The organism is Bacillus sp. FSL K6-1338, assembly GCF_038006965.1.
GTDB classification, from domain to species: domain Bacteria; phylum Bacillota; class Bacilli; order Bacillales; family Bacillaceae_G; genus Bacillus_A; species Bacillus_A thuringiensis_S.
Genome location: NZ_JBBOWI010000001.1, coordinates 3872620 through 3887814, shown reverse-complemented (window position 1 = coordinate 3887814; position 15195 = coordinate 3872620). Strand labels below are relative to the sequence as shown.

Below are 15195 nucleotides of genomic sequence, written 5' to 3'. Positions count from 1 at the left end.
CAAATAGCGCAAACGTTTTCATAGACTTGAGATATTGTTTGCGCTTCAATTAAACTATTAAATGCAAACGTTTTCAGTTACTGAGGTACATAGACAATTTAGGGAGGTTTTTGGGATGAAGAAAGCATTATCATTATTAACGGTTTCAGCATTATCTATTGGTATGTTATCTGCATGTGGACCGAAAGATTCAGGGAAAAAAGAGGAAAGTAAAGCGAAAAAAGACTATGACCTTCTTGTTTGGGAAGATGAGAAAAAAGGTGTGGGTCTAGAGCCAGCGGTGAAAAGTTTTGAAAAGAAATATAATGTGAAAGTAAAAGTTGAAGAGGTTCAGATGACGAAACAAATAGAAAAACTTCGTCTCGACGGTCCAGCTGGCACAGGGCCAGATGTTGTAACATTGCCACATGATCATATTGGTAATGCGGTAACAGAAGGGCTACTTTCAGAAGTGAAAGTAGATGATACAGTAAAAAGTAAATTTACAGATTTATCAATAGAAGCACAAACATATAACGGAAAAATATACGGTTTACCAAAAGCGATTGAAACACCAATCTTTATTTATAATAAAAAAATGATGCAAAAAGCACCCGAAACGATGGATGAACTGTTTAACTTCTCAAAAGACTTTACGAAAGATGGAAAATACGGATTTTTAGCACTAGGAGATAACTTCTACTTCGCTAATGCATTTATGGCAGGTATGGGTGGTTATGTATTTGGTGAAAAAGATGGAAAGCCAAATGCAAATGATATTGGATTAAATAATAGCGGTGCGGTACAAGGTGCTGAATATATTCAAAAATGGTACAAAGAAAAGTTATTCCCGAAAGGTATTATCGGTGAATCTGGTGGTTCAGCTGCAGATGGATTGTTTAATGAAGGAAAAGCAGCATCTATTATGAATGGTCCATGGGCATTCCAAGCGATGGAAAAGGCTGGAATAGATTATGGTGTTGCTCCAATGCCGAAATTACCAAATGGTCAACCGATGAAAACGTTCGTTGGTGTAAAAGGATGGCATGTAACAAGCTTCTCTAAACAAAATGATTTAGCTACAAAATTTACTGAGTGGGTTACAAATGAAGAAAATGCTAAAATTCGCTTTGAGAAAACGAAAGAAATTCCACCAGTAAAATCAGTAATGGAAGATCCAATCATTAAAGAAAATGAGGCTGCAAAAGCGGTTGCGACGCAATCGGAAAATGGAATTCCAATGCCGAATATTCCAGAAATGCAGGAAGTTTGGAAACCAGCTGGGGATGCGCTTCAATTAGTTGTATCAGATAAAGAAGCACCAAAATCCGCACTTGATAGTGCAGTGAAACAAATTAAAGGTAATATTGAGGCAAATCATAGTAAGAAAAAATAAGGTGAAATTCGTGCCTCTAATATGAGGGGCACGAATTCTCTCCCTTCCATGTGGGAAGAAAAAAGGGGGAAGGAACATGCAAACATCTATGGAACCTGCAAAGGGGTTAAACCATTCAAAGCATAGGAAAATGGCAACCGTGTTATCAATCATTCCGGGCATGGGCCAAATATATAATAAACAATTTGTAAAAGGTCTTATTTTTCTAGTATTAACAGGTTCATTTATTGTAGCCTTTGCTGATTTATTAAATATGGGATTATGGGGCATTGTAACGCTCGGTACAGAAGTTCCACGTGACCATTCTGTCTTTCTATTAGTAGAAGGGATCTTGGCACTTATCGTTATCGCGTTTGGGCTCGGCATATATGCATTTAACTTATATGATGCATATCAAAATGGAAAGAAACGTGATATAGGAACACCGTTAAATTCTGTAAAAGAGCAATACCGTAATTTGTTAGATCAAGGCTTTCCTTATTTAATGGTTTCACCAGGTTTTCTACTACTTATCTTTGTTGTCGTATTTCCAATCATCTTCGTAATTTTAATTGGATTTACAAACTATGATTTATATCATTCTCCTCCAGCTAAATTAGTAGATTGGGTGGGTTTTAAAAACTTTATTGATATTTTCACATTACCGATGTGGAGAGATACATTTTTAAGTGTATTTTCTTGGACTGTCATTTGGACATTCGTTGCAACAACATTACAAGTTGCACTTGGTATTTTTTTAGCGATTATCGTAAATCAGCCTGGTATTAAAGGTAAGGCAATTATTCGAACAATCTTTATTTTACCGTGGGCTGTTCCAGCATTCGTATCTATTCTTGTATTTGCTGGTATGTTTAATGAAACATTTGGAGCAATTAATAACCAAGTATTAGCTTTATTCGGGATTGAAAAGATTGCTTGGATGACAGACCCGTTTTGGTCAAAGATTGCTTTAATTATGATTCAAACATGGCTTGGTTTCCCGTTCGTCTTTGCAATGACAACAGGTATATTGCAATCGATTCCAGGAGAATTATATGAAGCGGCTACAGTAGATGGAGCAACTGCTTGGCAACAGTTCCGTAAAATTACATTGCCACTTGTGTTATATGCAACAGCGCCAATATTAATTACGCAATATACGTTTAACTTTAATAATTTTAGTATTATTTATCTATTTAATAACGGAGGACCTGCTGTGTCTGGACAAAATGCAGGTGGAACGGATATTTTAATTTCATGGATCTATAAGTTAACGATGACTTCGGCTCAGTACGGAAAAGCAGCAGCTCTTACAATGATTTTATCGTTAATTGTTATTACAGTTGCGTTATGGCAATTTAAGAGAACAAAATCATTCCAAGAAGAGGATATGATGTAAATGAATATTAAACGACAAAAGATGCTACGTCTTTCATTAAGTTATTTAGTTATCTTCATAATGTGTGCGATTATTTTCTATCCATTACTATGGATAATTGGCTCATCGTTTAATCCAGGGGATAGTTTATCTGGGTCAAGTATTATTCCGAAAAATGCCACATTAGATCATTATCGCAAGCTACTTGATCTCGATTCAAGTAATTACTTACTTTGGTATAAAAATACTTTGAAAGTTAGCGTAATGACGATGATTTTCTCTGTACTAGCCATTAGTTTTACTGCTTATGCATTTTCGAGATATCGTTTTGTTGGAAGAAAGAATGGTTTATTAACATTTTTAATTTTGCAAATGATCCCGAATTTTGCAGCGTTAATCGCACTATATATATTAGCTCAGTTAACAGGATTACTTGATACACATCTTGCATTAATTTTAATTTATGTGGGCGGAGCAATTCCGATGAATACATGGCTTATGAAAGGGTATTTTGATACGATTCCGAAAGAGTTGGATGAATCAGCTCGAATGGATGGAGCAGGGCATTTCCGTATTTTCTGGCAAATCATTATGCCACTTGCAAAGCCAATCGTAGCGGTTGTAGCGTTATTTACTTTCATTGGTCCATTTACAGATTTCATTTTAGCGAGTATTATTTTGCGAACACCAGAAAATTATACTTTGGCAGTTGGATTATATGAAATGGTTGCGAAGAAATTCGGTAATGAATTTACAACGTTTGCAGCGGGTTCTGTGTTAATTGCGATCCCGATTTCAATTTTATTCCTATCACTACAAAAATATTTTGTTTCCGGTTTAACAGCTGGAGGTACGAAAGGATGAAAAATGGGACATTACGTCCCATTTTTCTTTTCATCTCCCCATAAATAACTTTATAGGGAGATGAAAAGAGATTTGACATCACATGCGAAAAGATGTCAAATAAATAGTATATTATAGTATAGGAAAAAATAGCTATATCCCTTACAATACATGAAGAGGGAGAATAGGATTAGTTTTGCAAGATATAAGAAATAAAAATTTATGACTTGCAATGAGTGCGAGATAAAATATATGAAAAATGGCAGAGAAATGAGAGGAGGGGGATTTTTATGACAGTTACAATTAAAGATGTGGCGAAGCAAGCGAATGTTGCACCATCAACAGTTTCTCGTGTAATTGCTGATAATCCAAGTATAAGTGAAAAGACAAAGCGCCGTGTTAGGAAAGTAATGAGTGAATTAGGGTATCATCCTAATTTAAATGCGAGAAATCTTGCGAACCAAACGACGAAAACACTTGGTCTTGTTATGCCAAGTTCTGCAAGTAAAGCTTTTCAAAATCCATTTTTCCCAGAAGTTATAAGAGGGATTAGTTCATTTGCACACGTAGAAGGTTATGCGCTTTACATGTCGACAGGTGAAACGGAAGAAGAAATTTTTAATGGTGTCGTAAAGATGGTACAGGGACGCCAAATTGGTGGCATTATTCTTTTATATTCAAGAGAGAATGATCGGATTATTCAATATTTACATGAACAAAATTTCCCGTTTGTTTTAATAGGAAAACCATATGATCGAAAAGATGAAATTACATATGTAGATAATGACAATTATACAGCTGCAAGAGAAGTGGCAGAATATTTAATTTCATTAGGGCATAAGCAAATCGCGTTCATTGGTGGTGGATCAGATTTACTTGTAACGAGAGATCGTTTAGCTGGTATGAGTGATGCCTTGAAATTAGCAGACATTGTATTACCAAAAGAATATATTTTACATTTTGATTTTTCGAGGGAAAGTGGTCAACAAGCGGTTGAGGAATTAATGGGACTGCAGCAACCGCCGACGGCAATTATGGCAACGGATGACTTAATTGGACTTGGTGTGTTAAGTGCTCTTTCTAAAAAAGGATTCGTTGTACCGAAGGATGTTTCTATTGTAAGCTTTAATAATGCTTTATTATCAGAAATTGCGAGCCCTCCACTTTCGACAGTTGATGTGAATATTTATCAGCTGGGATATGAGGGAGCAAAAGCTTTAGTTGATAAAGTAGAGAATGCAGAATCCACTGCAAAGTGTATCATTATTCCTCATAAATTACTAAAACGTCAAACTTGTGATCATTATGCATAAAAAAAAGCTAAGAGTTTAACTCTTAGCTTTTTTCTTTAGAAAGGCTTCTAATCGGTCGCAGCCTTCTTTTAAAGTTTCAATACTATACGCATAGGACAAGCGAAGGTAGCCTTCACCGTATTCAGAGAATGCTGTTCCAGGAACTACAGCTAGTCCAGCTTCTTTGACAAGATCAAGTGCAAAATCAAATGATGAAGATGTCAAATGACCAACATATGGGAATAAGTAAAATGCACCTGTTGGCTTTTCAACTGTTAATCCCATTTGAGTGAGTCTATTATATACGTAATCACGGCGTTTTTTATATTGGTGGCGCATCATTTTGGGTGCGTCTTTAGCTGCTGTTAATGCTTCAATTGCAGCGTATTGAGCGATTGAAGTAGCACACGTTACATTGTATTGATGAACTTTTAATATGTGTCCAGCTAAATAGCTTGGTGCAAATAAAAGTCCAACACGCCAGCCAGTCATAGAATGTGATTTAGATAAACCGTTAATGACAATTGTCTTTTCACGCATTTCTGGGAAATGAGCGATAGATGTGTGCTTTTGTTCATATACCAGCTCGCTATAAATTTCATCTGAAAGGACGAAAATATTTTTGTCTTTTAAAACATCTACAATATCTTTTAGTTCTTCTGTTGATAAAGTTACACCGGTCGGGTTAGAAGGATACGGTAGTACGATACATCTTGTTTTTTCTGTAATAGCATTTTTAAGCGCTTCAGCTGTTAAACGGAATCCAGTTTTACGAACATCTACAAAAATAGGTGTTGCACCGCATAATCGAATAATAGGTTCGTAACCTGGATAAATAGGAGCAGGTAAAATTACTTCTGTTCCTGGCTCTAAAATCGTTCGAAATGTAACATCAATTGCTTCGCTAGCACCGATTGTAACGATGGTTTCGTTTTCAGGTGAGTAATGTAAATCGTAGTTATCTTTTACGAAGTTACAAGCTGCCTTGCGTAATTCTAGTAAACCAGCGTTATGTGTATAGCTTGTATAGTTTTCTGTAATAGCCCGTTTTGCAGCTTCTTTTACGAGAGAAGGTGTAGGGAAATCGGGTTGTCCGATTGTTAAAGAAATCAAATTATCATAGTTTTGAATCATGTTAGAGAATTGACGGATTCCAGAAATTTGGATGTCCTTCACTCTAGGGTTAATGAATTGTTCCATTGTATCTCCCTTTCTTCCGTTTGAAAATTAAGTTCATTTTATCATATTTTCTATGATCGCGCTTTGTATATGTAATTTAGAAAGAGAGAGAAAAGAGAAAAAAGCCGCTATAAGCGACTTTTTAATATCCGTATTCCCAATCTATTTCATCTTCATTCCAGAGTACAGAGGATACCTTGCCAAGGTGAACAACTGATTCGTTCACAGCACATGTGCAATTTTCATCTCCTGCTTTATGCTGTAATTCTTCATATACTGATTTTTCAACATTTTCTAGAACAACCAAATTTTCTTCTTTTAAAACAAGCGTAGTACCCGCCATATTTATCTTCCTCCTACTAAAGTAATGATCACTTATTTGTAAACATAGATAGTATGGATTATATGCTGTATTTTGCTATAGTTGTCCGTCTAAAAAAGTATTTTTATATTTTCTTTGTAATCCGTATTCATTGTATACTGCACGAAGGAAATTTGGTACAGGGTTTACAATCATTTCGAAAATCTGTAACAATTATGATGAGTTGTTAACAAAGAATTAACAAATATGTTAAGAAAAATCAAAATTTTAAAACAAATACACCTATAAAATGATATAATCATATCAAAATACATATAGGGGATGAGAGGTTATGGAGCTTATCCGTGATTTATTGATTCAAATTGCCATCATAATTTTGCCACTATTTTTATATGAAGCGATTCGTTTAAATCGCTATCAAGAAATGCCTCCGAAGCCAAATCGTTACTTTATTATGTTTTTATCTAGCGTTACGCTCGTTCTCTCCATGACATACTCTATTTGTTTTGGCAATGTGTGTGGGTATAACTTTCACCCCATTCCAATTGTCAGTGGTTTTTTATATGGTGGGATTGTTGGTTTAATCCCAGCGGTTATTTTTGTTGCATATGAATGGTTACTAAAGGGAATGAGCTTTCTTCCAGTTTTAGAAGTAATATTTCTATTGATAGTTCCGCTGTTTTTATCAAAGAAATGGTCTCTTTTTTCAAGGGATAAGAAATTAATTTTAGCATTTATGATTTCATCATTTTATGTGCTTGTTTCTTTAGTATTAGGCATGATTAATGTTCTTTTGGAAACAGGATTTACACCGTATATTTCGCAAATATATAGCGGATTTATATTTGCCTCGCTTATCATGGTCATGACAATGGTATTTCAGGTGTATTTAACTGAATATTTAAACGAAAATGCATTGCTACGTACAGAGATGCAAAAATCAGAAAAGCTTAATATTGTAAGTGAGTTAGCAGCAAGTGTGGCACATGAAGTTCGAAATCCACTTACTGTTGTTCGTGGATTTATCCAATTGTTAGAAAGTACGGAAGATGTGAAGAATAAGGATTATATGCGCCTCGTATTAGCTGAATTGGATCGGGCGGAACAAATTATTTCAGATTACTTGAATTTAGCAAGGCCGCAAATTGAGAAAAAAGAACACATTTGTTTATCAGCCCAATTAATAGAAATGACCACTCTCATGTCGTCATTTGCAGCGATGCAAGGTGTATATTTACAAGTTGAAATTTCAGAAAGTCTTTATACGATTGGTGATAAGACAAAGTTGAAGCAAGCTATTATGAATGTTGTTAAAAATGGTATTGAAGCAATTCAAGGAAATAAAGGATATTTAAAAGTAACAGCCATTCAAAAAGACGAAACAATCATAATAAGAGTTAAAGATAGTGGTGTTGGTATGACGAAAGAACAGTTAGCAAGGCTGGGGCAACCATATTATTCTTTAAAAGAAAAAGGGACAGGATTAGGGCTTATGGTAACATTTAGTATTTTGCAAGCGCATAATGGTACATTGGAATATAAGAGTGAAAGTGGAAAAGGCACTGAAGCAATTATTATATTACCAGCTGTACAAAATAAGGAATAAAAGTTACCGATGGAAGGTAACTTTTTATTTTATATTGCTTATTCATTTGTTTTTTCTTGTTTTGCTCGGCTAAATAAACTTTTAAATGTTTGAAAGAAACTTTGCTCTTTTGAGGCAGCAACCATTCTTTTTGTTTCTTGAATTTCTCGAATAACTTGCATAAGCTGTGCATCACGATTACTGTCCTTGTTATAAATTTGACTAACAAGTTTATTCATTTTTTCTTCCTGTTTGGATTCTCGTTTATACATATGATTCATTAATAAGTCCATCTTTTCTTTTTGTAATGCATCTGTTTGAGCGGCGTGCTCGACTAACTCTTGAAGCATTTTTTCTTGAGAGCCTTCTTTTACATAAACTTGTTGCATCAATTCATCTAGTTTCTCATCCTTTAAACGATTTTGTGTAATTAGAGTAGAATTTTGATGAATAATTGCTTCATTTAATTGAGCTAGCATTTCAAGTTTCAACATGAATTCCTCAAAGTTACGTCCATCTTCCTTTTCTTTCGGTTGTATCTCTTGCTTATCTTGTATAACTGGTACAGGTGGGGCCTCTTTTTCTTTTAAAATAATCGGTATCGTTTCTGAAATATCTTCTTGTAATGTAGCAGCTCTTTCATGTATAGATTTCAATAGTTTTAAATCATCAAGTTTATAAATACGAGCATCAGCTGTTTTAGAAATCATATAGCCATGTTCCTCTAACAGTTGACTATATTTGCGGACTATATGTTTTGGGATGCCTGTTTTATTCGTGACATCTTTCGTTTTATAGGTAGCTTCCATGATATTTCCTCCCCAAAAAGTATCGTATATATCATTTCAATCTTTTATGAGGACTTCCTTTGAAAAAGAATGTCGGAAGGCTATTAGTTTTCTACAGCATTAGTGAAAAAATGAAAGTTTTTGGCGGAATGGCAAGGAATAACTAAAATAATGTCTGAAAACATATACAGGAGAAGTTTGTTATAATAACGGAGGAAAAAAGAAACTGGTAGAAACATGGAGGTATACATGAAGCAATTAAAAGGTATTATCATTTCAATTATCGCAATTCTGTCTATTTTAGTAGCAGTTTATGAAGTACTTGTGCCAGAGGAAACAAGTGTAAAGAAAACGAATACGTATGATCAAGTGTTAGAATTTCCGAAAGAACGTTATCCAGAGACAGGAAAACATATTACGGATGCTATAAAAGAAGGGCATTCAGAAGTTTGTACAATCGATCGTGGTGGTGCTGCAGATAGAAGGAAATTGTCGTTAGCACCATATCCTTCAAAAAAAGGGTATGATCGTGATGAATGGCCAATGGCGATGTGCAAGGAAGGCGGAAAAGGAGCACATATTGAATATATAAGTCCGGCGGATAACCGCGGAGCAGGCTCTTGGGTAGGGAATAAGTTAGATAAATATCCAGATGGTACGCGTGTGAAATTTGAAGTGAAGTAGTAGTTGTACATTTCATAATGAAGGAGAACGGGAACTATGGAGTTAACAATTTCTTATTCGCAATTAATGTTGATGAACTATGACGGTGAGCAGCCTTATGTAGACTGGACGGATGAAGATTTTGAAAGAGGTTATGCTGAGGCAGAGGGAACTGTTATTTTTGAAGCACTTTCTGATTATACTTGTGAAGTGAAAGTGACCCCAGGGAAACATATTGAAAAAGAAGAAGTGATTAGAACGATTACGGTTCCTTTTACAGTTGAAAATGAAAGTATCGTTATAACGAGTATTCTTTCAAATAAATTTCAAATACCTATTCCAAATGGTGAGTATACAGTGGTCTTACAAGCAATTCCTCTTGAAGAGCCAACGGATGATGAATTATATAAAATACAATACGAATTCTTTTTTGAAAGTAAAGAATAAAAAATGGGTTATCCTCAATAAGGATAACCCATTTTCGTTATGCGTTTGTTTTTAGCAGGGAGCGAGCATCTTTTGCTGCTTGCACCATGTGCTCTAAAGCTGGAATAACTTCTTCTGTTCTTCTCGTTTTTAAACCACAATCAGGATTAATCCAGAAATATTTAGGATCGCATACTTCTAAAGATTGTTCTACGATTTTATACATTTCATCTTTACTCGGTACACGTGGGCTATGAATATCATATACACCTAGACCGATGCCTTTTTCATATGTTGTATGTTTTAATGTATCAATAAATTCACCGTGACTTCTTGATGTTTCGATAGAAATCACATCTGCATCTAATGCGCGAATCGCATCAACAATATCTTCGAAGTTACTGTAACACATATGAGTATGAATTTGTGTTTCATTTGCTACAGAAGAAGTTGCTAAAAGGAAGGATTGAACTGCCCATGTAATATAAGCGTCCCAATCTTTTTCTTTTAGTGGCATTCCTTCACGAAGTGCTGGCTCATCGACTTGGATTACTCGAATTCCGGAAGATTCAAGTAGTTCAATTTCGTGACGAAGAGCTAATGCAATTTGATACGAAACTTCTTTTCTTGGAATGTCATTTCGAACGAAGGACCAATTTAAAATTGTAACAGGTCCAGTTAACATTCCTTTTACAACTTTCTCTGTTAAGCTTTGTGCATAAACAGTTTCCTTAATAGTCATTCCGTTAATAAAGGCTACATCACCATAAATAACAGGTGGTTTTACGCAGCGGGAACCGTATGATTGTACCCAACCGTTTTTAGTGAATGAGAAACCAGCAAGACGCTCACCGAAATATTCGACCATGTCAGTTCTTTCAAACTCACCATGTACAAGGACATCAAGACCAATTTCTTCTTGGTAACGAATCCATTTTTCTGTCTCTTTTTCAATAAATTTTTCATATTGTTCATTTGAAATAACACCGTTACGCCATTCTTTTCGCGTTTGACGAACTTCAGTTGTTTGCGGGAAGCTACCGATAGTTGTTGTTGGTAACAATGGTAACTCTAGGGCAACTTGTTGTAATTCGTATCGCTTTTCAAATGGAAGAGGACGTGAAAAATCTTCTTCTTTTAGTGCTGTTCGTGCTGCTTTGACATCTTCACGGTTACGTACAGCAGATGAACGAATTGTATGATGTACATTTCGATATGTTTCCAGCTCATTACTAATACTTTCTGTACCTTTAGTGAGAGCAGAATGAATAAGAACTAACTCTTCTAATTTTTGATTTGCAAATGCTAACGCATCAAATAGCTCAGTCGATAAGTGAGTTTCTTCTGTTTTATCGATTGGTGTATGCAATAAGCTACTAGAAGGCTGAACAATGAAGTCTTTCGTTTGGACTTGTTTTTGTAGCGTTGTAAATAACGTAAGAACTTCATCAAGGTCAGCTCTCCAAATGTTACGGCCATCTATACAACCGACAGCTAAAGTTTTATCAGCTGGGAATCCATATTTTGAAATAGCATGTAGATTACCTTCTTTACCATGAACGAAATCTAATCCAATACCGGATACAGGGAATGTAATAATTTCTTCATAGTTTTCTTCTACACTATCAAAATATGTTTGTAAAAGAAGGTTCGCATTTGGAACTTCTTTACGAATAGCTTCATAAATTTCTTTTGCTTGTTGAACTTCTTCTTTCGTTAAAGAAGCGAAAATCGGTTCATCAACTTGAATGACTTGTGCACCAGCTGCATGTAGTTCTGAAAGCAGTTGTACGTATGGTGCAACTAATTGTTTTAAAATCGTAGCGAATTGTTCTTGTGTATAACCTTTAGCTAATTTTAAGAAAGTATATGGTCCTAAAATAACAGGTTTTCCATCTACTCCTAATTCTTGTTTTGCCTCTTCGTATAAGCGAAGTGGACGATTATCTTTTAAAGAGATTTGTAATCCCTCTTCATATTCAGGAACGATATAATGATAGTTTGTGTTAAACCATTTTGTCATTTCAGAAGCTACGTGATCTTTAGAGCCACGCGCCATTGCGAAATATACATCAAGGTAAGATGTAAACTCAGAAAAACGTGATGGGATAAATCCTAGCATATAAGCAGTATCCAAAACGTGATCATAATATGTAAAGTCGCCAATTGGAATGAGTTCAATCCCTTTTTCTTGCTGTACTTTTACGTGTTGAAGGCGAATTTCTTTCATTGTTGTTAAAAATTGTTCTTCATCGATTTTATTGGACCAAAAAGCTTCCAATGTTTTTTTCCACTCTCGTTGTAGTCCGATACGTGGATAACCTAAGTTACTTGTTTGAATTGCCATTTTAAATTCCTCCCTAATTGAAAGTAAGCATTTCCGTTTACTAGGAAATACCTATAACAAAAAGTACAAAGACATAGAAAATAAGCCTTCCTTTTTGTTTTAACACCTCATCATCATCCGTGAATCTATCAGTGTTGTTAAAACAGGCAGGTCTCCTGACTTATGCTTCATATAATTTCTTTCACCTTCCCGTTTTCACAGTGGCACTAAAAAGAAATCTCAGCATTTACAGTGGCGGGACCGTGTTGGAGTTTCACCAAGCTTCCCTTTTAAACACGAAACGAAACTTTCGTGTACCTATTTTCCTTTTGAAAGGAATTTAACAAGCGATATGATATTGAAACAAATTCTAACACAATTTTTGGAATTTTGTCTACTGTTTTAAAATAAGAAAATTCCAAAGTTTTTATTTCTTATTATTCTGACTTTTACATTCTGAAGTAACTAATAATATTACATTATAAAAAGAGAAATTGAGCTATGAAAGAAGTAGGGATGTCTTCTTTCATAGCTCAATTTTCATCTATAGCAACTTCTGAAAGCCGGCCTGCTATAGCATCTTTAAGGAGGGTGTTTAGCCATTGTAGTTCAACTGTAATATGCTCAATTACACTTTGTAAAATATATAGTTGTGCACGTGGAACTTTTCCTTTATTACAATCATATATCGTTTGCATAGTATATAAATATTGAAGAGTATCGTTTTTCTTTTTTTCTAAAATAGGAACTAATTCGTGATCATTGCTAAAGTGAGCGAAAGATAAGGCTGAATAAATAGGTTTATATATTTGGTTTTTTGCTTCGAATTGTTTTAATAGTAAAGTGTGGAATAGTTTTTTGCCTTCTTCTGTTATATGAAAAATCGTTTTGTCAGGTCGATTTGTGTCTCTAATTACATTTGTAATATGAATTGCGCCTTGCTTTTCTAATTGCTCGAAGGCGTAATAAAGTGATCCTTTAGCATATTTAATGTAACAATCCATTTGTCGTTCTTTCATAATATGCTGCACTTCATATGGATGTTTATCTCCTTCGAGTAGCAAGCCGAGAATGACTAATTTCATGCTCATGCTGTCTCAACTCCTGTATATAAAAACTTTATCCGGCATTAACGGGCAGTAAGACACCCATCCAAAAATTCAGCGGAACCAAAGAAGTTAGGTGGGGGGCGGGCTGTCCGTAAAAGCCCGATTGGTTCAATTAATAATCAGTGGGGGATGAACAAAACCGCCACTGATTAAAGATTAACTTTATACATATTATAAACGGCATATCCTTTTTCATAAAGGGATATGCCGCTTCTTTTTTATATTAACTGACTTGCTTTTGTTTTTCTTTCTTTTTAGGGCCTGTAAAGAGGCGTTCATTTCCCATAAGTAAAATACAAATAATACTTAGTACAGCCGGAATAAGTGCCCAGAAGAATGTGTTCGCAATAGATGTAGCGAGAGCTTCTTTAATACCCGCTAATATTTCAGCAGGAATTTTTGCGGTAGCGCCTGGCGATAATAAGAAACTTGTGTCTCCACCTTTTGGAGCTAATTTTGCTAGTTCAGGGGGGAACACAGAGTTTAGTTTATCTGTAAAAATATGATTTTGAATTGTACCGAAAATCGTTACACCAAGAGTCATACCGAGTGATCGGAAGAATGAGTTTGTTGATGTTGCCGAACCACGGTCTCGCATTTCTAATTTGTGAATAGAAGACATACTTAATACTGAGAATGAGAAGCCAACACCAAGCCCAGCGAGAATCATAAATAGTGTTACGAGTAAACGAGGTGTATCCATTGTTAAAGTACTTAATAAATAAATACCAAGAACGAAGAAGACGCCAGATACCATCATAATGTTACGATAGCTTGTTCGAGAAGCTAATTGTCCTCCTGTTTGACTTCCAATTACAGAACCAACCATCATTGGTGTTAAAATTAATCCGGCATTAGAGGCGGAACCTCCAAGAACGCCTTGAATGAAGATTGGAATATAAACTGTACAGATAATAAAAGCGGCACCATAGAAAAAGGCAACTCCTTGACTAGCTGCGAATAAAGGTTTTTTAAATAGATGGAACGAAATAATAGGCTCGGTTGCTTTTCGTTCTACAAAGAAGAAAATAATAAGCGTAATAACTACTGTTGTAAATAAGCCAATAATTACAGTGGAATTCCAGGCATATTCCTTACCACCAAGTTCTAATGCGAACATTAAGCAAACGATACTTATGACAAGTGTAATAGCACCAGCCCAATCAATTTTTTGTTTTCTAAATTCTAGAGACTCACTGTAGTATTTAGTAATGAAGAAAAAGGAGATAAGTCCTAATGGAATATTGATATAGAAGACCCAATGCCAACTTATATAGTCTGTAATATAAGCGCCTAATAAAGGACCGAATACACTAGAGGTCCCGAAAACAGCACCGAATAGTCCTGTCATCTTCCCACGTTTTTCTGGTGGGAAGATATCGTACATAATTGTGAAGGCGATAGGCATAAGGGCACCACCACCGATACCTTGAATAGCTCTATAAATACTTAATTGCTCAATACTTGAAGCTGTTCCGCAGAGCGCAGAACCGAATAAGAAAAGAATGAGGCCACCAATATAAAAACGTTTCCGCCCGTACATATCAGAAAGTTTCCCGAAGATAGGCATCCCTGCCATTGTTGCTACCATATAAGCTGATGTGACCCAAACAAACTTATCAAATCCTCCTAAGTCTCCAACAATTGTTGCCATTGCGGTTGCAACGATTGTATTGTCCATTGCGGCCATTAATATACCAAGCAGTAAACCAGCAACAACAAATTTTGTCTTGTTGGCGTCTTTTTTTAATGGTTGAGTTTCCAAATATAACCCTCCTTTAGAAATAAGTAAACTATATTAAGTTTTGAGTGCAGTGGATAAAAAATTTAAATGTATAGGTGATTTTAATTTCTTTTCCATAAGTGCACTGATATGCCATAAAGAATATTATAGTCAAATTTGACTATAAGGCAAACTTTTTCTTCCGTC

General features: G+C 35.2%; 13 protein-coding genes and 1 riboswitch. Of the genes, 7 read left to right on the top strand and 6 right to left on the bottom strand.

The genetic code is table 11. The annotated features are described in order from the left end of the window. The first annotated feature begins 115 nt into the window (after positions 1–115). The 4 genes from NZ044_RS19755 to malR all read left to right on the top strand — a co-directional run bounded on the left by NZ044_RS19755 (position 116) and on the right by malR (position 4888). Positions 116–1375, top strand: coding sequence for an extracellular solute-binding protein (locus NZ044_RS19755; RefSeq protein ID WP_000709931.1), 1260 nt, complete (start codon positions 116–118; stop codon positions 1373–1375). 76 nt (positions 1376–1451) lie between these two features. Further along, entirely contained in the window at positions 1452–2753 is a 1302-nt protein-coding gene (gene malC, locus NZ044_RS19750) for a maltosaccharide ABC transporter permease MalC (RefSeq protein WP_001194983.1), read from the top strand. Further along, complete coding sequence (malD, locus tag NZ044_RS19745) at positions 2754–3596, top strand: maltosaccharide ABC transporter permease MalD (RefSeq protein WP_001022600.1); 843 nt, start codon at positions 2754–2756, stop codon at positions 3594–3596. A 269-nt stretch (positions 3597–3865) separates the two neighbouring features. Beyond that, positions 3866–4888 carry a maltose operon transcriptional repressor MalR gene (gene malR / locus NZ044_RS19740; RefSeq protein ID WP_000219054.1) on the top strand — a complete coding sequence of 341 codons (1023 nt, stop codon included), beginning with the start codon at positions 3866–3868 and terminating at the stop codon, positions 4886–4888. Between the two features lie 15 nt (positions 4889–4903). On the opposite strand, the gene NZ044_RS19735 is transcribed toward malR, so the two are convergent. Then, a complete protein-coding gene (locus NZ044_RS19735; protein WP_000434586.1) occupies positions 4904–6067 on the bottom strand; it encodes an aminotransferase A in 1164 nt (387 codons plus the stop codon). A 121-nt stretch (positions 6068–6188) separates the two neighbouring features. Further along, entirely contained in the window at positions 6189–6389 is a 201-nt protein-coding gene (locus tag NZ044_RS19730; RefSeq protein ID WP_000929277.1) for a hypothetical protein, read from the bottom strand. Positions 6390–6699: 310 nt separating this feature from the next. Here NZ044_RS19730 and kinB point away from each other — a divergent pair, with 310 nt between their 5' ends. Next, positions 6700–7974 carry a sporulation sensor histidine kinase KinB gene (gene kinB, locus NZ044_RS19725; RefSeq protein WP_000420369.1) on the top strand — a complete coding sequence of 425 codons (1275 nt, stop codon included), beginning with the start codon at positions 6700–6702 and terminating at the stop codon, positions 7972–7974. 38 nt (positions 7975–8012) lie between these two features. Here the strand turns inward: kinB and NZ044_RS19720 are convergent, their stop codons facing one another. Continuing rightward, positions 8013–8762: a DUF3967 domain-containing protein gene (locus NZ044_RS19720; protein ID WP_000388468.1), complete on the bottom strand. Its 750-nt coding sequence runs from the start codon at positions 8760–8762 to the stop codon at positions 8013–8015. 228 nt (positions 8763–8990) lie between these two features. Between NZ044_RS19720 and nucA the strand changes: the two genes are divergently transcribed. Together nucA and NZ044_RS19710 are read left to right on the top strand one after the other, a co-directional pair. Then, a complete protein-coding gene (gene nucA / locus NZ044_RS19715; RefSeq protein WP_000811494.1) occupies positions 8991–9425 on the top strand; it encodes a DNA-entry nuclease in 435 nt (144 codons plus the stop codon). A 36-nt stretch (positions 9426–9461) separates the two neighbouring features. Beyond that, the gene (locus NZ044_RS19710; RefSeq protein ID WP_000424022.1) at positions 9462–9851 is read left to right on the top strand and encodes a competence protein ComJ; all 390 of its coding nucleotides are present in this window, start codon (positions 9462–9464) and stop codon (positions 9849–9851) included. 37 nt (positions 9852–9888) lie between these two features. Here the strand turns inward: NZ044_RS19710 and metE are convergent, their stop codons facing one another. From metE to NZ044_RS19695, 3 genes are all read right to left on the bottom strand, one after another. Further along, positions 9889–12177 carry a 5-methyltetrahydropteroyltriglutamate--homocysteine S-methyltransferase gene (gene metE, locus NZ044_RS19705; protein ID WP_086390513.1) on the bottom strand — a complete coding sequence of 763 codons (2289 nt, stop codon included), beginning with the start codon at positions 12175–12177 and terminating at the stop codon, positions 9889–9891. A gap of 128 nt (positions 12178–12305) precedes the next feature. Next, positions 12306–12493: riboswitch (cobalamin riboswitch) on the bottom strand. A gap of 196 nt (positions 12494–12689) precedes the next feature. Next, positions 12690–13247, bottom strand: coding sequence for a PadR family transcriptional regulator (locus NZ044_RS19700; protein ID WP_000062064.1), 558 nt, complete (start codon positions 13245–13247; stop codon positions 12690–12692). 241 nt (positions 13248–13488) lie between these two features. After that, positions 13489–15030: an MDR family MFS transporter gene (locus NZ044_RS19695; RefSeq protein ID WP_000449901.1), complete on the bottom strand. Its 1542-nt coding sequence runs from the start codon at positions 15028–15030 to the stop codon at positions 13489–13491. Between the last annotated feature and the right edge of the window lie 165 nt (positions 15031–15195).